This is a genomic window from Methanofollis sp. W23, from assembly GCF_017875325.1.
In the GTDB taxonomy this organism is placed as follows: domain Archaea; phylum Halobacteriota; class Methanomicrobia; order Methanomicrobiales; family Methanofollaceae; genus Methanofollis.
Genome location: NZ_JAGGMN010000001.1, coordinates 108,154 through 127,006 on the forward strand (window position 1 = coordinate 108,154; position 18,853 = coordinate 127,006).

An 18,853-nucleotide genomic window follows, 5' to 3' on the forward strand; every position below is an offset into this window, starting at 1 on the left:
GATGGTGTGAGGAATCATTTTGATTCTTTCTTCCTCCTACCTGGACAAGAGACCTTCTACAGAACCGCCCTGTATTCATATTGGCGTTAGTATAGGTTATTATATAGCATATTAATACATTACATATATTTACGCAAACTTAGAATCGAAGGCTTGTTAACAGAATGTACAGGTTACTGAATTCATTAAATGCAGAGATACCATGAAAAAGATATGTGTTGTTGGTTTAGGTTATATAGGCCTCCCAACGTCGCTACTGTTTGCTACAAATGGATATGATGTCGTTGGAATAGATGTCGACGCCAATAAAGTCGAGTCTATAAATCGTGGAACAATGCCATTTGAAGAGGCAGGCTTTCAGTGTCTTCTTGATGAGGCTCTGGATGCAAACACTTTCAGAGCATCAAAAATACCTGAAGAGTCTGATATTTTCTTAATTGCAGTTCCTACACCGTTTGATAAGGGAAATCGAATGGCGGATCTGCATTATGTTATTGAAGCCTGTCGGAGTATTGCGCCATTTATTAAAAAATCGGACCTAATCGTTATTGAATCAACTATACCTCCAGGTACCTGTGAAAATTGTGTGGTGCCTATTCTGGAAAATATGTGCAATGGAGGAAAAGGTGGATTGAAGGTTCAGCAAGACTTTTATCTTGCTCATTGCCCTGAAAGGGCGATTCCAGGAAATACCTACTATGAAATGGTTCATAACGATCGGGTTGTTGGAGGGATTGATGAAAAATCTGCTCTGTTAACGAAAAAAATATATCAAAGTTTTGTGAAGGGAGATATCTTCACGACGTCTGTAAAAATCGCTGAGATAGTCAAGCTTATGGAGAATACATATCGGGATATCAATATTGCACTTGCAAATGAGTTCGCTCAGATTGCTGATGAAGTTGGAATAAATGTATGGGAAGCGATTGAACTTGCCAATAAGCATCCTCGTGTCAGTATTCTAAAACCTGGGCCAGGTGTAGGAGGTCATTGTATTGCAGTCGACCCCTGGTTTTTAACCGAAGATTCGACAAAAAGCCGAATAATATCCCTTTCACGGGATATTAATGATGGTATGCCAAAATATGTATTGCGCACCATAAAAGAAATTATTAAAAATTTAAATCCAAGAGATATTATAATTACCGTATTTGGTGTGGCATATAAGGGGAATATTGATGATACAAGAGAAACACCGGCATTAAAGTTTATTTTGTTAGCGGAAAAAGAGGGTTATACGGTGAATGTTTATGATCCCCATGTAAAAGATCGACGTTTTAACCTCCTTCCTCTTAAGGATGCAGTTAAGAATAGTGATTGTATTGTAGTCATTACTGATCACAATGAATTTAATTCACTTCCTGTTGAAGAAATTGGAGATATTATGAAGACAAAAAATATCTATGACACACGAAATTGTCTTGATCATAAAAGGTGGGAAAACGCTGGGTTTGTTGTAAAAGTCCTGGGGAAATAACAATGCTGTCAATAGTCGTAGGTACACGTCCAGAAATCATAAAAATGTCTCCGATAATAAGGTACTGCCAAGAAAAAAATATTGAATTCAACATTATTCATACTAACCAGCATTACTCATATGATATGGACAGGATTTTTTTTGAAGATCTGAATCTGCCTGAACCGAACTTCAATCTTGAGATCGGATCAGGTACTCCCGGTGATCAGACCGGGAAAATGCTGTCTAAAATTGAAACTGTCCTGATGAAAGAGAAACCAGGAATTGTTTTGGTTCAAGGGGATACAAATAGTGTCCTTGCAGGGGCACTTGCCGCATCCAAATTGCATATCCCTGTTGCTCATGTAGAGGCGGGATTACGTTCATTCGATAGAAATATGCCTGAAGAAATAAATCGTATTCTGACAGATCACATTGCGGATTATCTTTTCGCACCAACAAATATCTCGAAGGAGAATCTCATACATGAGGGAATAATCTCTGGAGTTTCTGTTGTTGGGAATACAATTGTTGATGCAACTTATCAAAATCTTAATATTGCAAATGATAAATCCACTATCCTTCAGGATCTCGGTCTGAAAAAAGGGGATTATTTTTTAGTTACTTTACACAGAGCAGAAAATGTTGATGATAAGGATATATTGAGCAATATATTATCTTCATTGAGTAATCTCTCTAAAATCTATGCGGAACCAATACTATTCCCTGTACATCCCAGAACTGAAAAGATGATACAGACGTTCAACTTAAGTTCTTCTTTGAATGGAATTACCTGTATTAAACCAGTTGGATATCTGGATTTTTTAGTACTGGAGGGTAATGCACGATTAGTACTGACTGATTCTGGTGGTGTTCAGGAAGAAACCTGTATCTTGAATATTCCTTGTGTAACTTTACGGGATACTACAGAACGTCCTGAAACTATTGACGCTGAAAAGAATATTCTTGCAGGTCGGGAGCCAGGGACTATTATCTCATGTGTTAAAAGTATGTTCGTCAAAAAAATCTCCAATCAAAATCCCTTTGGGAGCGGGGATTCTGGAAAGCAAATTGTTGAGATTTTAACGAAGTGTTGAGATGCACATAATATGAGAATTATACTATGACGATTGATCCAGAAAATCCGATGCCATTGCATGTTGCAATTACAGGGGTATCTGATACTTTTAATTATGGCACTATGATGATGGGTATTAATTTTATGTACTACCTAAAAAAAAAAGTGCCTAACATACATTATTTTACCGATGCGATGACTGAAGAGGATCTTCTTCGCTTGCGATATGAAACAGGTATAAACAGCGAAATAAAACAATTAAATGAATTTGAATGTATTAACCTGACAATTAAACGGCCTTTTTCTTATTTGGTGGCATATTGTCGATTTTTCCGTTCTCTGAAAAAAAATGCTATAAATAACATTGTTGTCTTGGGTGGGGATACTCTATCTGAATATTATGCAACAAGTTATCTTGGATTAATAAAGAGACTTGTAATGAATATATATGTTCCATCTCTGTTTTGTGATCATATCTTTCTGATAGGGCATACTATTGGTCCATTTCATTCATGGAGAGTTCCAGCTGTTCGAATGATATTTAATAGAAAAAAAATTCTTATTTCTACCCGGGATTATTTGAATTATACTTATTCCCAGCAGATATTGGGATTAAATAATATTTTTGACAGTGCTGATCTTGCATTTCTAGATTTGCCAAAGCAAAGTGAAGCGTCATTTGAGAGCATACTCTCTACCTATGAATTGAAAAAAAATCGGTACATTTCTGTTGTTCCCTCAGGATTATGGAGACATTATCATAATAACTGGGATGAGTATATTCAAATGTGGTGTGATATTATCCAATATTTGAACACATCTGAGAAAACTTCCCATTATAATATCGTTCTGTTACCTCATGTAGTTAGGCCCGAGCATCTCGATGATCGACGAGTTATCAGAGAGATCTGTCAGCGAATAGATTCTAACAATATAATCCCTATTTATGATGAATTGATGCCCAGTCAGGCAAGATGTATCCTTGGGAATGGTTATTTCACAATAACAGGGAGGATGCATGCTGCTGTGTCAACATTTCAGATGAATAAACCTGCAATTTGCCTTTCATATTCGGCAAAATATAAAGGTGTTATTGGTGAGGGGCTAAAAAGGAATGATCTGATCATTGAGGCGACAGATGATAGTTTATATCGCAACAGGGTATTGGCCAAGGTCGTTGCAGACAAGGTGGATTATATTGATAATAACTACCCTTCGTTAATCAGGGAAATAAAATCTGAAGTGATGAAGGCCCGGGAAAATGCTATCTTTCAGATTGATCTTGTTAAAGATACATTGATAAGGTAATAGTGTGACCTCAAAGTTGTTACATCTTGCAAAAGATGCTTGTGTCGGTTGTTTTGGTTGTTTTTCTTCCTGCCCGTTCGATGCAGTTGAAATGAGATTGGATGATTACGGTTTTTATTATCCTTACTTTGATAGTTCTAAGTGTAAGAATTGTGGGAAGTGTGAAAATTACTGCCCTGTTTTGAATTATGAGTATTCTAATTGGGTAGAACCAGAGGTCTTCGCTGCGAGAAGTAATGATTTTGAGTTACTTATGAAGGGTTCCTCTGGTGGGATTTTTGGAGAGATTGCATTGAGTGTACTACAGGCTGGAGGTGTAGTGTATGGTGCTGGGTGGGATGATAATTTTCAACTAAGGCATGTATCTGTGGATTGTCCCGATAAACTCGAGAAACTTTTTGGTTCTAAATATGTCCAGAGTTATACTGGGAAAGTGTATTCTGAAATAATAACATTGGCGAAAAAAGGTCGATTTGTTCTTTTTTGTGGAACCCCATGCCAGGTGGCAGCATTAAAAATTGCAATTAATAAAATGAAAGATGTGCGGCAGAATATAATATTATGTGATCTTATTTGTCAGGGCGTAGGTTCTTCTGCAGTGTTCAGAAAGTACCTTGATCATCACAAAAAAAAATTCTGTGGAGATATTACTTCGATATCATTTCGATCCAAAAAACACGGTTGGATGGATTTTTCTATGGAGATTTGTTTCTCAAATCATGAAAAATACATCTGTAGCAGAAAGTTTGATCCCTATCTTGTTGGTTACTCAAATGCATTATATTTGAGACCCTCCTGTTATGATTGTCCATTTTCTAAGATCCCGCGCCAGGGGGATATAACGTTGGGAGATTTTTGGAGATCTCCAAAGGAAGTTTATAATCATTGGGGTACTTCATTGGTTGTTATTAATAATCAATGGGGCAAGAAGGTATTTGACAGGGTGTGCAAAGAAAGAAAAATCGAAGTAAAAGCGTATCTCCTAGATGCCGCTCTGCAATCCAACAAGAGATTGTCGTGTGGCAAACTTTCTATCCCTGATAACCGTGCTGATTTTTTTTCTGACCTAAAGTGTCAAACATTTGATAGGATCATTGAGGGTTACTTAAAAAGAAACATCTCTGTGGATTATTTGAAACACAAGGTGAATCAATACGTATTGTGGGGATTAAGTTCTTCCAGATTGCGTAGATTTTTCCTAAAATAGGTTGAGGTTTGTTATCCTTTTCATTCCTTGTGAGATCTTGCTATCTTTTTTAAAACTGATAATTGTAGGTCTTGGAGTGATATAGGGATATTCTAGGTTATTTATTGCAGATATTTTTCAACTTCTTTGGATAAGTTACGATAACTGAAATCTTCCAGTTTGATGGTTTCTATTTCATAACTCGGGTTAGATTTCCAAAGATCATATAATTTGAATATTGAATCTTTAATCTCTTGGTAATTATCTCCATTTGTGCTTATTCCAAGATTGTGTTCTTTTATGAGTTTATCAATTTCTCCTCCATAATTAATGCTTAGTGTTGGACGTTTTAGAGCTCCGTATTCATATATTTTGGTCGATACAAGATATGGATATTTTCTGGCGTTAAATTGTAAACACACGAAGGATTTGGAGATATGTCTTAGAATTTCCTGGGGAGAGATGGGGTTTGAAATTGTAATATGTCCTTTTTCAAAGAGTCTATTGTAATGTTTTTCGATCGATGCATCAACATAACCATATATCTCAATGTTCATTTCAGGGATATTGTCGATTATATCATCCACTACGTTTAAAAATGATGATAATGGCTCTTCACGCCCTTCAAACAGATTTCCTGCATATATAAATGAGAAGTCCCTATTTTCTGTAGGTATCTGTTCCAGTCCAGTTAGATCGTAGCCGTTTGGGAGGACGATCTTTTCGACAGGATTAACTATTCTATCCGATAATCTCTCTAAAAGGCCTGATGTTACAGTAAATAGGACGTCACAGTTATTTAACGCATATCTCTCGTGCGATTCTGATCTTTTTTTAATGGTGGCTAGATAATATTTATGCGACGGGTCATCGTTCCATGGATCCTGAATATCCTGAATTAGTTTGATCTTAGGAATTTCTGATTTCAATTTAGCGGCCCAATAATTTACCATAAATGGATGGCCTGTTGCAATTACTGTTTTTATGCCTTCTTTTTCTATGATCTTTTTACAGTATGGGATCATATTGTATCCCCAATACTGTGCTTCATCCTCATACCAGATTATATTTAGCAAATTTAATAATCCAAATCGGACTATTTTTTTTAGTCCCCCGAATAAATTTGATGGATATTTTTTATATTTGTAGTTGTGGAAATATGATGATGGAATACGATGAATTATGATATTTGGTGAATCTATATCATTCTGATTGGTATTCAAACCCAGGTTCCGCCATTTAACTGTTATTACATGGATTTTATATCCTCGTTCTGCCAGATATTTGCTGAGCTTTGCCCATCGGAAACCCCCTACGCCAGCAAAAGGGGGGAATTTGTACGCAATCAGTAAAATAGACTTTTCCATGCTCCACCTCTAACATTGGGTGTCATTGTTATATTAGATGTACTCTTCTGTTTGGTTTAAGATAGAAACGATCCCCTCAGAATAAAAAAGGTGATCTATTGTTTGTTTTCTTTATATCCTGTGTGGGTTGTTAAATACAAATGGGGGGTTCCTGGTTGGATATATCATGTGACAATACATATATATTCCAGTGACCAAATCTCGATTTAATTGGGATTATTAGATGTTTATTTTTGTATGTGGGTATGACAATATTGAATCTCTCTATCTTTTCGATTTTTAATGAAGACCGCCGGGATAACTGCTTTATTTCATTCTCACCGAAGAGATTAACATGGTAGGGGGCGTTTGTATTTCGATTTCGAATTATGAGCGTTGCTAACTCTATAATGCTGTACGGATTTGGGACTGAGATTACTATTGTTGATCTACTTACACGAGCTGCTTCTTTCAATGCAGCTAAGGGGTTTTCAAGATGTTCCAATACTTCAAATAATGTAACGGTGTCGAAGCTCTGGTTTTTAAATGGCAAGTTATAGAGGTTGCCCTGTATGTCGCAACCATCACCTTTCATATCCAATCCAATATAATTTGTTCTGTTTTTGTCTAGATATTGTTTTAATTCGCCTTTGTTACATCCTAAATCGAGTATTCTCCCTGAACAGTATTTTGACACGGTTTTTAGACGTAGCTCATCTTCCGTGTGCCGATGTACATCCATGTCGGGCATCATACTATAGTCTGTCGTGCCAGTAATTAAGTTTCATTTTGAATACATAGAAATACACAGACGCAATAATTGAGTTGCCCAAATTTGGTGCTTTATATCCTAATTTCTGATTTTTTGAAATTATTGAGTTTGAGATGTTGCACATCTGATTGAATCGGTAAAAATCCTCTTAACGGGGTACTGGGGAACAGAAGTTTGGGTGATCAAAATGTCTGGGAAAAAGAGAATGATATGTCATATGTTGTTTTGAGGGGGGGAATTTGTTCTCTGGTTATCTTGAGGAACACTAAGTATTCTAGAGTTTGTGTTCTCCCTTCAGATATCTCCTATATCCACTGAGAGGAACGCAGGACTATTTACTGAATGCAGTAAATAGTGTGTACAAAGAGTTTCTAGAGGGCCAAGTTATTATTGGGATTCCCTCATATATCAAACCGTGTTTTCTCGATTTCGCTACTTCTCTCGCATCATGGGTATCGATCCAGTCCGTCGGCAGAGCCTGATCAGTCTCGCCTCTGCTGTAGGGCTTACTTTTTTTGGATTCCTTGCCACGATGTATTTTGCTCACGTACTTGGTAAGGCTGCATATGGGGTCTATGCCCTTTTTCTTGCTTATTATGGTATTTTTAATCTTATCGGAGATGGGGGCTTTGGTGGCGCAGCAGTAAAGCGGATTTCTGAAGGAAGAGAACAGAATGAGTATTTCACAGCTTTTCTCGTACTCAGGGTGATCCTTCTTGCGCTCTCGGTGACCGCGCTCCTTGCCCTCCGCTCGTTCATCGACGATCTTCAGGGTGAAGGGATAGTGTTCTGGGTGATGCTTGCACTTATCATTGCTGTGTTCCTGGGAGTTACTGCAAATGGTATCTATGGCGAAGGGAAGGTTGGCGTGAACCAGAGCGGGGCTTTCCTGAATAACCTTGTAAAAATTGTTCTCCAGGTTGTTGCCGTCTTCTTTGGGTATGGTGCCGCCGGACTTGCCGGCGGGTTCGTCGCTGGTCTTTTTGCTGGGGGTCTCTTCAACCTCAGGTTCCTCTCTCTCAAACTGGCACGGTTCACCGGGCACCACTTGCGGAACCTCATCACTTTCTCCTTCTGGATCTTTCTTGCTTCCAGCGGTGCTACCATCTTCTCGTACGCCGACACGGTCCTCATTGGCTACTTCATGTCCACTGCCGACGTCGGGGTCTACCGGATCGCCTTCCAGTTCACCGCGGCCGCCACCTTCACCACCACAGCGCTCCGTACTACTCTGTATCCAAAGATCAGCCGCTGGCACGCCGACCGGCACCCCACCTGGATCGCCAATTCCCTCTCCCGTGCCTTCACCTACTCCCTCCTCCTCGCCGTCCCCGTCGCAGTCGGCGGCTGGATCCTCGGCGACCGCCTCCTCTACTTCTTCTATGGTGCAGGGTTTGCCGAAGGGGCGGCGGTGCTCGGGATCCTCCTCCTGGTGCAGGTGGTCAACGTCTTCATGTACCTCCAGACGATGGCCCTCAATGCCATCGACCGCCCCCGCGAATCCTTCTATGCCACCGGGACGGCGGCGGTCGTGAACATCGTCCTCGACCTCGCCCTCATCCCCACCCTCGGGATCGAGGGGGCGGCGATCGCCACGCTCGTGACGATGCTCGTCAATGCCGCAATCGCCCGCCACTATCTTGCAAAACAGATCTCGGTGCACCTCGAGCGCGGCCCCACCTTCCACATCCTTCTCGCGGCCGGGCTGATGGCCCTCGTAATCCTCCTGTACCGTTTGCTCGTCCCCCTCGCCAACGTCTTCGTCGTCCTCGCCGCCGTCGCCCTCGGCGGGATTATCTACGGCCTGGTGCTCCTGAAAGCCGACCGCGGTATCCACGACGAACTCCGCGACCTAGTCGTGCAACTCGGGGTGCCCTGGCCGCGGTGGCTGTGAAGGCTGGAGAATAGAGTGCAAAAGAGTTGATCTGCTGCTGGTGCCAGAAATATTCAGGTAGTTTCCCGCGGCTTGCACGGGGCACTCTTCTCCATAAGAAGATCTCTCAACTTTTCCTGCCCATAGGGCTCTTCTCAGGGGCTAGTGATTGGGACCGCCGGACTCCTGTGTGGAGATTAGGCGAGGTAGACCACGTTGAAGAGCCTATCCCGATCTACTCAGGCAATCATTGATCTCAAGAATGACTGACGCCTACCATTCATGCTCCTGGAGAATGATTATCAGGGGTCGAATGCCCCTCTGAACTCAAAAATCAAAGATTATCTCGACTACCTCCGGTCGTCACCCTCAGGATGGAGAGTGGTGATGGACGGCACCACCTCTTCATGATCATCTCTCCGTCTTCGCCTTCCCGTTCCTATCGCTATCCTGGGGTCTGGGGGATGTGAGCGACGGCGAACTTGAGAAAATCCGTGATTTTCGATAACGTCCCCAGTGCGATCTGATGAGAAGGCGATGAGTGTGTGTTCATGTTGTGAAGAAATGAAGGTTTTTCGGCTTTGTAGAAATCCTCTTGATCGAATCTCTCAGACGGGGGGGTTGCACCCCCCGAACCCCCGCCACACGATAGGTCGAGGACGGCATCCCGTATTTCAAGATCTTCTATTCAGCCTTCCCGCCCCAATCTTCATCCCGGGGGTCCGGGGGCAGCGCCCCCGGCGTGACTGTGTGGGAAGGCGATTGAGTCATCCTTGCACCGAGAGGAAGTGAGGGATTCTACAGAGTCACTATCTCCTTTTTTTATCTTCTGTGGGGGTGGGGGAGGAGAGTTTTTGAGATGACATAAAGGTCAGGATATGATTGAACCAGATCCAGAGACCATGATGAACATGGTGAGATACCACCGGAATGGTTAATATTCTAGCAACAGAATGGGATGCATGGTTGGCACCGTCGAAACTATCCCTGAGACGTGGGAAGTACGGTGGATCCTTGACGTCCTCAGGCAGGCAAAGCCTGATCTCCAGAGAGAGTATGGCGTCAGAGAGATTGGTGTCTTTGGATCTTATTCTCGGAATGAGCAGGTCGAAGGGAGTGATGTGGATATTCTGGTCGATCTTGCCTCTCCTATTGGGTGGGATGTCGTGGATCTGCGGGATGACCTGGAACATCTTCTTGGCCTCAAGGTCGACCTTGTCCTGAAGGGAGGGATCCGCCAGCGCAGGAACCTCGTCAGATCTGTCTCCAGAGATATCGTCTATGTCTGAACGTGAAGTCGTCTTCTTCCTCGACGACATTCTGGAAGGCATCGGATTCATTGAGGAATATACTCACGGCCTCTCTGAAGAGGAATTTCCCGCCGATCGAAAGACCTTTGATGCCGTGATCAGGAACCTTGAGGTGATCAGTGAGGCGTGTAGCAATATTCCTGCTCATCTCAGGGAGCAATACGCCCAGATCCCCTGGCGAAAAATCGTCGGCCTCAGGAATGTGGTCATCCATCATTACTTTGGTGTCGACCCTGGCACGGTCTGTCTGGTTTATCGTCACCAGGCAACTCCCTGGATTGAAACGTGAAATCGAGAAGATGCGTTGCGCACTGGAGTCCCCGCTGAGTGAGTGATCGATCCGCACACTGTCACCCAGATGATCTTCATGAAAGGTGCCCTCTGTCAGAACGCTCGACACATGTTCTCTACTGTTTTGTAGCCCGTCCCTCCTGTGCCCTACACCGCACCACAGTATCGCAACCCTCATCCTCCCCCCGCCCAAACCATCTTCAGCATGAAGATCCTCACCGTCGTCGGCGCCCGCCCCCAGTTCATCAAGTGCGCCCCGGTCTCACGCGCCCTCCGGAAAGAGCACGAAGAAGTCCTCGTCCACACTGGCCAGCACTATGACCGCGAGATGTCAGACCTATTCTTTGAGGAACTTGGGATCCCGCGCCCTGACCACAACCTCGGGATCGGTTCAGGCACCCATGGCCACCAGACCGGGGCGATGCTCGCAGGCATCGAGGACCTGATCCTGCAAGAGGAACCTGATTGTGTCCTCGTGTACGGCGACACCAACTCCACCCTGGCAGGTGCCCTCGCGGCGGCCAAACTCCACGTGCCGGTGGCGCACGTCGAGGCTGGGTTGCGGAGTTTTGACCGGCGAATGCCTGAGGAGATCAACCGCGTCCTTACCGACCACTGTTCCGACCTCCTCCTCGCCCCGACGAGAACCGCGGTGGAGAATCTGGCCTCTGAAGGGATCACCCGCGGCGTCCACCTCACCGGCGACGTGATGGTCGATGCCCTCCTCGACCACGCCGAACAGGCGCGTCGCTCCTCCTTCCTCGACGACCTCGGCTTGACCGCCGGAGAATATCGCCTCGCCACTGTCCACCGCGCCGAGAACACCGACGATCCTGAAAAACTCACTGCGATCGTCAGGGCATTGACCGAGATCGGCAATATCGTCCTCCCCTGCCACCCGAGGACCGAGAAGATGCTCAAGAGTTTCTGGCTCTGGGAGGAGGCGAACGAAGGCATCAGGATCATCTCGCCGGTCGGCTACCTGGAGATGCTTGCCCTTGAGGCCGGCGCAGCTCAGATCCTCACCGACTCGGGAGGCGTCCAGAAGGAGGCCTATGTCCTCGGCGTCCCGTGCATCACCATGCGTGAGAGCACCGAGTGGGTCGAGACCGTGCAGGACGGATGGAACGTGCTGGTCGGGAGCGATTACGGGGCGATCGTGCGGGCCGCCCGTGAGTTTGTGCCTGAGAAGGAGCGCTCAGATGTTTTCGGGAAGGGGGACGCCGCAGCGGTGATCGCGAGGGTGATCAGGGAGATGGAGATCTGAATAACATTTTTCTCTCCAGTCAGGAGAAGGATAGATTTTTGGGCTCTGTAGAATCGGGCATGGGGCGAGAGCACGCCTCAGGCATTAAAACCTCTTGATGAATATCTCTGCGGGGGGCTAGCCGCCTCCCGGTCCCCACGCGCGAAGATAGGCGGTGGACGGCAGTACGCTCTTCATGGCGATTGATTTTGCCTTCCCAGCCCTATCTTCATCCCGGGGGTCCGGGGGCAGAGCCCCCGGCGAGAAGATGGGGGAAAGCGGTTGAATCGCGCTCGCACCCAGAAAAGGTGAGGGTTTCTACAGGGCCGATTTTTGATGATGTGCAGGGTAGATCCGACTATCAGGATAGCGTGAAATGACCCGATCAGATTCATCTCCCGGTTCTTGTCGAAAAAGATGAAGATGGCTTCTATGTGGTGGAGTGTCCCCTCCTTCCTGGGCGTTATACGCAGGGGAAGACCCTGGACGAAGCATTGAAGAACATCCATGAGGTCATCGAACTCTATCTTGAGGAGCAGCCTGAAGAGGCCATCAGGCATCTGAAATCCATCCGGGATCTATAGTTATCATGTCATCTCGCTAGAGATATGACCGGATTGCCTGTTATCTCAGGGGACAGTGCGATACGATGTTTTGAAAAACTGGGATATCAGGTTGTGGCAGAAAGGCAGCCATGTCTGCATGATCCATCCCGATCGGAGCAAGAACCCGTTGACCATCCCGCGGCATGCCGTTCTCGGGAAAGGGTTGCTCAGGAAACTTCTGAAAGATGCTAAGATCAGCCTTGAAGAGTTTTCCGCCCTGCTGCAATGAAGTTACGGGCATTATAGGGGGCGAGGTCTACACTGATCCTCATCTCCCCGGGAGGATCGAGATCCTCTACAATAATGATTATATTCATAATAATAATATTCATAATCACTATGAGGTTCTACGGCAGGGAGGCGGAACTCGGGCTGATGGAGCACCTGTATGCCACCGCGCCCTCATTTCTGGTCATCACCGGCAGACGGCGGGTCGGGAAGACCGAACTGATCAAGGAGTTCTGCAAAGGAAAACAAACCCTTTATTTCTACGTGGATGCGAACAAGAGCATCGACGTTATGATCGAGGAGTTTGGACGTCTGATGGCGAGGACGCTCGATCTGCCCGGATACATCAGGCCCGAAACCCCTGAAGACTTCCTCGAATTCCTCTTCTCCTATGAAAAACCCCTCGTTGTCGTCTTCGATGAGTTCCAGCGTTTCCAGAAGGTTTACCCCTCGTTCATCTCCCAGATGCAACGGTTCTGGGACCTCAAAGGTAGGGAATCAAACCTCTTTCTCATCGTCTCGGGGTCGTCGGTCGGGATGATCAGGAAGATCTTCCTGGACGGCGACGCCCCCCTTTTCAGGCGGGCCGACAACATCCTCACGCTCCGTCCCTTCGGGCCGGGAGACTGTCTTTCCATCCTCGAAGACCTTGGTGTCAGGGATCCTGCGGCACGGCTCGACCTCTATCTTCTCTTTGGCGGGACGATCTACTACTACACCTTCCTGGAGAAGTACGGGTGCACTGATCTTTCCAGTGCCCTTGACTGTCTCATCCTCAACGACCTCGCCCCGCTCAGGCGGGAGATGAGCGACGTGATGATCGAGGAGTTCGGGCGCGAGCACGCCACCTATTACGAGATCCTCGCTGCGATCGCAGAGGGGAAGCAGTCCCAGAAGGAGATCGCCGACGTCATCCATCGCGCCCCGACCTCCCTCCCGCCGTACCTGCGTGACCTTGTCGATCTCATCGGGATTCTGGAATACCGGGTTCCTGTCACCGAAAAAGGGCGGCGGTCGAAAATGGGGAGATATGTCTTTTCAGACAACTTCTTCCGGTTCTACGCGCGCTATATCTATCGGAATATGAGCCTGTATGAGGGAGGGCGCTACGACCTCCTGAAGGCCAGGATCCTCTCGGAATGGAAAGGATTTTCGGGCTGGGCCTTTGAGGAGATGGTGAAGGCTCTCCTCGCGGTAGAACTGAAGACGCAGTATGAGCAGATGGGCGCGTGGTGGAATCGGCGCGGGGACGAGATCGACCTCCTGGCCCTGGGGCCGGAGGGGAACCTTGCGGTGGAGATCAAACACCGCGACCTGACACTTCCAGAGGCACGGGGCATCCTCTCCGCCCTCGAAAAGAAGATCCCTCTGGTGAAAGGACTGTCGGGCCCGACGAGGTTGGGGCTCGTCTGTCGGGCGGTTCAGGAGAAAGAGACGCTGAGAGAGGAGGGGTATTGTATCAGAGAACTCTCGGACTTCGAGTTTGCGCAGTGATGGATGTTTCTTCCTGATAGAATCATGTGTGGAGTGTATGAGAGACCACTGCCTAAGGTATATCTACTGCGAAACCTCAATGAGAGTTGAGCATGCCAGGAACAACAATAGGGCAGCACTTTGGTATCTCTGATGAGGCATGGTCCGAGATGCTCGGGGCCTGTGCCAGACATCCTGCTGTCCTTGCTGTCTATCTCTTTGGTTCTTCGGCCCGGGGTACCAGAAGGCCCTTCTCAGACGTCGATCTCTGTATCATCTCTTCACGCCATCTGAGTAGGGCTGAGAAGGAGGATCTGTTCAGCCATGCCGCACCTGGCTTTGACATCTCTTTTTTCGAGAACCTGCCCTTGAATATCAGGTACCGCATCTTCAGAGAGGGAAAAGTACTCTTCTGCCGTGATGAACTGCAGTTACAGCGCGTCCAGGGTGCCACCGTCAGCAGGTATCTGGACTTCTCTCATCTTCTGAGACGATGTTGTGCCCGTGTACTGGGGGAGCGCGATGTTTGATCACGAGCGCATTGCTGTGATACTTGCCGATATTCAGACCTATTGCGCTGACCTTAAGGAATTTGGGATTGCATCATCAGATGATCTCCGGGATAAAAAGACCTATTATGCCGTCTCGATGGTTCTCTTCTCTCTCCTCAATAGAGTGATCGATCTCGGCAGCGAGGTCGTCATGGGTGCGGATCTTGGGATTCCTGCAACCTATAGGGACATATTTCGTCTGCTTGAAAAAGGGGGGTACATCGACAGAAAGATGGCTCACTCTCTCTCGTCTCTTGTCTACTATCGAAATTTGCTCTCGCACGAGTATCATACTTTCGAACGCGACGACCTCATGGCGGTCATCTCGCATCTCCCTGAGATCACCCGGTTTGTCGCCTGCACCCGCGAGATCGTAAAAAAGAGATTGTGAACAGTCTACCGCTCCACGGCCCTGATATGGTCTTCGGTCTTCTTGGCCAGGTCTTTTTTCCCCTCGATCCGTGCGACCTCGCGCACCACCTCAAGGGCATGGACCGACTCCTCCAGAAAACCCAGGATATCTGCCGGGAAGACCTCGATCCCGTATTCTTCCAGGATTGTCTCGCTGATCTGGCGGTGGTCGAGCCCGGTCTCGCGGTATTCAAGGATCGTCTTCGCAAATTTTCGTTCTGGACACCCGCAGTTGGGGTTGTCTTTGCATTTGCAGGCGAGGAAGTCTCGGTGAATGTTGAGGAGTTGTTCCCTGATATGGTGGTCAAGGGACCGGGTGGTCATCGCCAGGGGGATCACCTCAAGAAACGCCGAGTTGAAGACGCGGTCAGGGACCCTGACCTTGATCACCCGCTCGATCTTTCTGGACGAACGGAACCTCGCCTTTTCTGCGATCACGCCGTTTCTCCAGGCACTTCGTCGAACTTTTTGAGCGACTTCACCGCCTCGACCATCGTCTCGATCTCGGCAAGCCACTCGTCAAAGATCGTCGGTTCGGCCTTGCTCTTCAGATAGGTCTTGCTCCACTTCCCGCCGTCGATGACCTGAGCCCCGATCGTGGCGGCGATCTCGAGCGCCGCCTCGGGGTCTTCTGCGGCCACTTTCCGTCCTTCTTTCACCAGTTCTTTCGTCTCGCCCTCGAACTCTCCTGCAAGGAAGGTCTTGCACGCGGCGAAGAGCGTGATCAGGGAGAGCTGCACGCCATCGACGATCTCGGCAACTTCGTCGTCTTCAGCGAGCGGCTGCATCACGATGGTCTCGACGCCTTCCAGTTTTTCGAGCGTTTCCTCCTGGGTGAACCGGCCGTTCTGGTGGAGTTTGACGATCTTGAGCACCGAGATGGTGATGTCCTCGACAAAACTCTTGAGGACCTGGAACCCCTCAGGCATCTCCTCAGATTCTGGGTCTCCTTCGAAGTCGGATTCCCTGAGCGTTCCAAGCCAGTTATTCCAGCGTTCTTCACTGTAGAAAATATAGAATAACTTCATGGGCTCCTGATTTTTTCCCCTCTTTTTGGCCATTGCAATAGAGGTAGAATACCTCGAATTAAAGAACTTTCTATCAGTGAAGAGCGGACCGGGGTTCTTTCAGGCAGGTTGGGGGAAAAGTGCTATATCTGATGCGAGGGATAGGGGGTTGCATGGAAATCGTTGTCGCAACTGACGGGGCTGGAGGGCTTGATGCCGTCGCTGCCACCGACTTTGGCCGGGGCGAGACCTTCACCTTTGTCACGGCCGCGGAGGGGGAGATCAGCGCAGTCAGGGTCGTCGAGAATGCCGGACACCGGGTCGCGGAGGGGGCGGGAATCGTCGCGGCCGAGCAGGTGGCCAGAGAAGGGGTCGAAGTGGCGGCCGCCGGGCACTTTGGCCCTCATGCCCAGGAGATCCTGGGTGAGGAAGGGGTCGTGATCGCCCTCGTCCCGAAAGTGACGGTGCGCGAGGCGGTCGAGCGTGTCCTGGCCCGTCTGGACGACGAGTGATCTCCCCAATCTTCTTTTGGTCAAAACGCCCACCCTCAGGGCATGCTTCCTGACTGTCTCCTGACCTACCTGAGGGCGCACGCCCCACTCGTCGTCGCGCTCTCTGGCGGGACCGACAGCGCCGTCCTTCTGGCCGTCGCGGTGACGGCCGGGGTGAAGGTGGCGGCGGTGACCGTGGATACCGGACTTGTCCCTGCTGAGGAGGTTGAGGTGGCGGCGCGGACCGCCCGGGCGTGTGGGGTGAGGCACGAGACGCTCTCTGTCGAGATGTGTGCGCAGGAGGCGGTGCGCGAGAACACTCCTGAGCGCTGTTATGTCTGTAAGAGGACGATGATGGAGCGGGTCATCGAGTGGGCAAGGGCGCATGGCTACCAGTATGTCGCGGACGGCACCCATGCCGATGACGTTCCCGAAGGGAGGCCAGGGATGCGGGCCCTTGCCGAACTCGGGGTGTTCAGTCCGTTTGCGGCCTGCGGGATTGGACGGGACGAGATCCGTCGGCTCGCGGATATATTAGGGGTCGAGGTGCGTCCTTCCTCCTCGTGCATGGCCACGCGCATCCCTGAGGGGGCCACCGTCACTGCCGGGGCGATGCGCCGGGCGTATGAGGCTGAGGAACTCCTGCGACGCGCCGGGATCCCTGGCAGGGTCAGGGTGCGGGTTTCCGGGCGGTCGGCACGAGTCGAGGTGCCTGAAGGATACAGGGGACAGGTGCGGTCGCTCGTGCCGGACATAAAGACGGTTGGGTTTGACGAGGTTGAGGTGGTCTGAGATGGGGACGGTGTTGGTGCGTTTTGGAGAACTCTTTCTTAAGAGCGAGAATGTGCGCAGGCTGTACCTGAGAAAACTTCATCATAATATGGACCTGGCCCTCACCGCCTGTGAGGTTGAGCACGAGTTCGAGGTGCACCGTGACCGTCTCCTGGTCCATGGCCCTGACCCTGCGGCGATCGTACGAGTGGCGGCCCGGACCTTCGGGCTTGTCGACGCCGCGGTCTGCACCCAGATCGGGGCCACCATTCCCCAGATGGGGGCAGCGGCCCTCGCCCTTGCAGAGCGACACCTGCGGGCGGGGATGAGTTTTGCGGTGCGGGCCAGGCGCCAGGATGTCGAGGGGATGACAAGCCAGCAGATCGGGGCCGAGGTCGGGAGCGTGATCTATGATGCGATCCCTGGCCTCAGGGTCGACCTCTCCCATCCTGACTATGAGGTCTTTGTCGAGGCGCGGCCCTATGGGGGACTGGTGTACGACGAGCGCCTCCCCGCGCCTGGCGGGCTCCCATACGGGACGCAGGACCGGGTGCTCTCTCTCCTTTCCGCTGGAATCGACTCGCCGGTGGCGACCTGGCAGGTGATGCGCCGCGGGTGCCTGGTCACCCACCTCACCTTTGATGCCGGACGGTGGCAGGGGTCGGACGTCCGTGCCGCCGTCCGCCGCCACCATGCCGCCCTCTCGACCTGGTGCATGGGCCATCCCCTCGACCTCCTCGTCGCCGACATGGAGCCCTTCTTCGAGGCGATGACCGGGGCCGCCGACCCCCACTACCGCTGCCTCCTCTGCAAACGCTTTATGTTCAGGGTGGCAAGCGGCGTCGCCAGGCATGAGGGGGCTCTCGCCATCGTCACCGGAGACAACCTCGGCCAGGTCGCCTCCCAGACCCTTGCGAACCTGGGCGTGATCGAGGCGGCCGCCGACCTCCCGGTCCTCCGCCCGCTCCTCACCTATGAGAAGAACGAGGCCGTCGCCCTCGCGCGCAGGATCGGAACCTTCGACGAGGACGCTGGCGACCTCTCCTGTGCGGCCGTGCCGAAGCGGCCGGCGACCCAGGCAAAGGTCGCAAAGATCGAGGGGGAAGAGGCGAAGTTCGGTCTCGATGAACTGGTCGACGAGGCCATCGCCGGGGTGAGACGGGTCAGGGCGAAGAACGGGCGGATCGTCAGGGAGGACGACCGGGCCTGATCAAAATTTGGATTGTTCTTCGGGAGGTTGGGGTTCCGGCCCCCCAGGAGGTGATGGTCGGCATGGAAAGGAGAGGCATTCATCCTTGAATACGACCAGATTGACCCCCATTTCAGGATCACCTCATCAAATCCGAGGTCAGATCGGACTTCTTTTTTGATCTTGCTATAGAGACGTTTGCTCGTGGAATGCGGGGAGGAAACCGGGCCTCTCAAGGCTCCAGAGTGTCCCGTATGATTG

At 49.2% G+C, this 18,853-nt stretch carries 19 protein-coding genes; 15 read left to right on the plus strand and 4 right to left on the minus strand.

Annotation, left to right across the window (positions count from 1 at the left end; all coding sequences use genetic code 11):
* The first annotated feature begins 202 nt into the window (after window positions 1-202).
* Genes J2129_RS00445 through J2129_RS00460 form a run of 4 tightly spaced genes read left to right on the plus strand, consistent with a single transcriptional unit; the run spans window position 203 to window position 5,049 of the window.
* Window positions 203-1,477, plus strand: coding sequence for a nucleotide sugar dehydrogenase (locus J2129_RS00445; RefSeq protein WP_209628587.1), 1,275 nt, complete (start codon window positions 203-205; stop codon window positions 1,475-1,477).
* Window positions 1,478-1,479: 2 nt separating this feature from the next.
* Window positions 1,480-2,553 (plus strand): UDP-N-acetylglucosamine 2-epimerase (non-hydrolyzing), encoded by a 1,074-nt coding sequence (gene wecB / locus J2129_RS00450; RefSeq protein WP_209628590.1) that lies wholly within the window; start codon window positions 1,480-1,482, stop codon window positions 2,551-2,553.
* Between the two features lie 26 nt (window positions 2,554-2,579).
* Window positions 2,580-3,842, plus strand: a complete 1,263-nt coding sequence (locus J2129_RS00455) for a polysaccharide pyruvyl transferase family protein (protein ID WP_209628592.1) — start codon at window positions 2,580-2,582, stop codon at window positions 3,840-3,842.
* A gap of 4 nt (window positions 3,843-3,846) precedes the next feature.
* On the plus strand, window positions 3,847-5,049 hold the full coding sequence (locus J2129_RS00460) for a Coenzyme F420 hydrogenase/dehydrogenase, beta subunit C-terminal domain (protein ID WP_209628594.1): 1,203 nt from the start codon (window positions 3,847-3,849) through the stop codon (window positions 5,047-5,049).
* Window positions 5,050-5,150: 101 nt separating this feature from the next.
* On the opposite strand, the gene J2129_RS00465 is transcribed toward J2129_RS00460, so the two are convergent.
* Both J2129_RS00465 and J2129_RS00470 read right to left on the minus strand, forming a co-directional pair.
* Window positions 5,151-6,395 (minus strand): glycosyltransferase, encoded by a 1,245-nt coding sequence (locus J2129_RS00465; protein WP_209628596.1) that lies wholly within the window; start codon window positions 6,393-6,395, stop codon window positions 5,151-5,153.
* A 130-nt stretch (window positions 6,396-6,525) separates the two neighbouring features.
* Window positions 6,526-7,071, minus strand: a complete 546-nt coding sequence (locus J2129_RS00470; protein WP_348632269.1) for a class I SAM-dependent methyltransferase — start codon at window positions 7,069-7,071, stop codon at window positions 6,526-6,528.
* A 523-nt stretch (window positions 7,072-7,594) separates the two neighbouring features.
* Between J2129_RS00470 and J2129_RS00475 the strand changes: the two genes are divergently transcribed.
* The 8 genes from J2129_RS00475 (at window position 7,595) to J2129_RS00515 (ending at window position 15,114) form a co-directional block, all read left to right on the plus strand.
* Window positions 7,595-9,040 carry a flippase gene (locus tag J2129_RS00475; protein ID WP_209628600.1) on the plus strand — a complete coding sequence of 482 codons (1,446 nt, stop codon included), beginning with the start codon at window positions 7,595-7,597 and terminating at the stop codon, window positions 9,038-9,040.
* Between the two features lie 941 nt (window positions 9,041-9,981).
* Window positions 9,982-10,308 (plus strand): nucleotidyltransferase family protein, encoded by a 327-nt coding sequence (locus J2129_RS00480; RefSeq protein ID WP_245320518.1) that lies wholly within the window; start codon window positions 9,982-9,984, stop codon window positions 10,306-10,308.
* Window positions 10,301-10,618, plus strand: a complete 318-nt coding sequence (locus J2129_RS00485) for a DUF86 domain-containing protein (protein ID WP_245320520.1) — start codon at window positions 10,301-10,303, stop codon at window positions 10,616-10,618. Before J2129_RS00480 ends, J2129_RS00485 begins: the two co-directional genes overlap by 8 nt.
* Before the next feature lie 207 nt (window positions 10,619-10,825).
* A complete protein-coding gene (wecB, locus tag J2129_RS00490; protein ID WP_209628604.1) occupies window positions 10,826-11,887 on the plus strand; it encodes a UDP-N-acetylglucosamine 2-epimerase (non-hydrolyzing) in 1,062 nt (353 codons plus the stop codon).
* Window positions 11,888-12,303: 416 nt separating this feature from the next.
* A complete protein-coding gene (locus J2129_RS12960; protein ID WP_348632270.1) occupies window positions 12,304-12,450 on the plus strand; it encodes a type II toxin-antitoxin system HicB family antitoxin in 147 nt (48 codons plus the stop codon).
* Window positions 12,451-12,810: 360 nt separating this feature from the next.
* Window positions 12,811-14,193, plus strand: coding sequence for an ATP-binding protein (locus J2129_RS00505; RefSeq protein ID WP_209628610.1), 1,383 nt, complete (start codon window positions 12,811-12,813; stop codon window positions 14,191-14,193).
* Window positions 14,194-14,285: 92 nt separating this feature from the next.
* Window positions 14,286-14,702, plus strand: a complete 417-nt coding sequence (locus J2129_RS00510; RefSeq protein WP_209628612.1) for a nucleotidyltransferase domain-containing protein — start codon at window positions 14,286-14,288, stop codon at window positions 14,700-14,702.
* Window positions 14,695-15,114, plus strand: coding sequence for a DUF86 domain-containing protein (locus tag J2129_RS00515; RefSeq protein ID WP_209628614.1), 420 nt, complete (start codon window positions 14,695-14,697; stop codon window positions 15,112-15,114). The genes J2129_RS00510 and J2129_RS00515 overlap by 8 nt, the downstream gene beginning before the upstream one ends.
* Window positions 15,115-15,119: 5 nt before the next feature.
* On the opposite strand, the gene J2129_RS00520 is transcribed toward J2129_RS00515, so the two are convergent.
* Together J2129_RS00520 and J2129_RS00525 are read right to left on the minus strand one after the other, a co-directional pair.
* Window positions 15,120-15,572, minus strand: coding sequence for a DUF5814 domain-containing protein (locus tag J2129_RS00520; RefSeq protein ID WP_209628616.1), 453 nt, complete (start codon window positions 15,570-15,572; stop codon window positions 15,120-15,122).
* Complete coding sequence (locus J2129_RS00525) at window positions 15,569-16,162, minus strand: DUF2150 family protein (RefSeq protein ID WP_245320522.1); 594 nt, start codon at window positions 16,160-16,162, stop codon at window positions 15,569-15,571. The genes J2129_RS00520 and J2129_RS00525 overlap by 4 nt, the downstream gene beginning before the upstream one ends.
* A gap of 152 nt (window positions 16,163-16,314) precedes the next feature.
* On the opposite strand from J2129_RS00525, the gene J2129_RS00530 reads away from it, so the two are divergent.
* From J2129_RS00530 to thiI, 3 genes are read left to right on the plus strand one after another with little or no spacing between them, the layout of a single operon-like run.
* Complete coding sequence (locus J2129_RS00530; protein ID WP_209628620.1) at window positions 16,315-16,653, plus strand: NifB/NifX family molybdenum-iron cluster-binding protein; 339 nt, start codon at window positions 16,315-16,317, stop codon at window positions 16,651-16,653.
* Window positions 16,654-16,695: 42 nt separating this feature from the next.
* Window positions 16,696-17,424 (plus strand): ATP-dependent sacrificial sulfur transferase LarE, encoded by a 729-nt coding sequence (larE, locus tag J2129_RS00535; RefSeq protein WP_209628622.1) that lies wholly within the window; start codon window positions 16,696-16,698, stop codon window positions 17,422-17,424.
* Between the two features lies 1 nt (window position 17,425).
* Window positions 17,426-18,613: a tRNA uracil 4-sulfurtransferase ThiI gene (gene thiI / locus J2129_RS00540; protein WP_209628623.1), complete on the plus strand. Its 1,188-nt coding sequence runs from the start codon at window positions 17,426-17,428 to the stop codon at window positions 18,611-18,613.
* Window positions 18,614-18,853 lie beyond the last annotated feature (240 nt).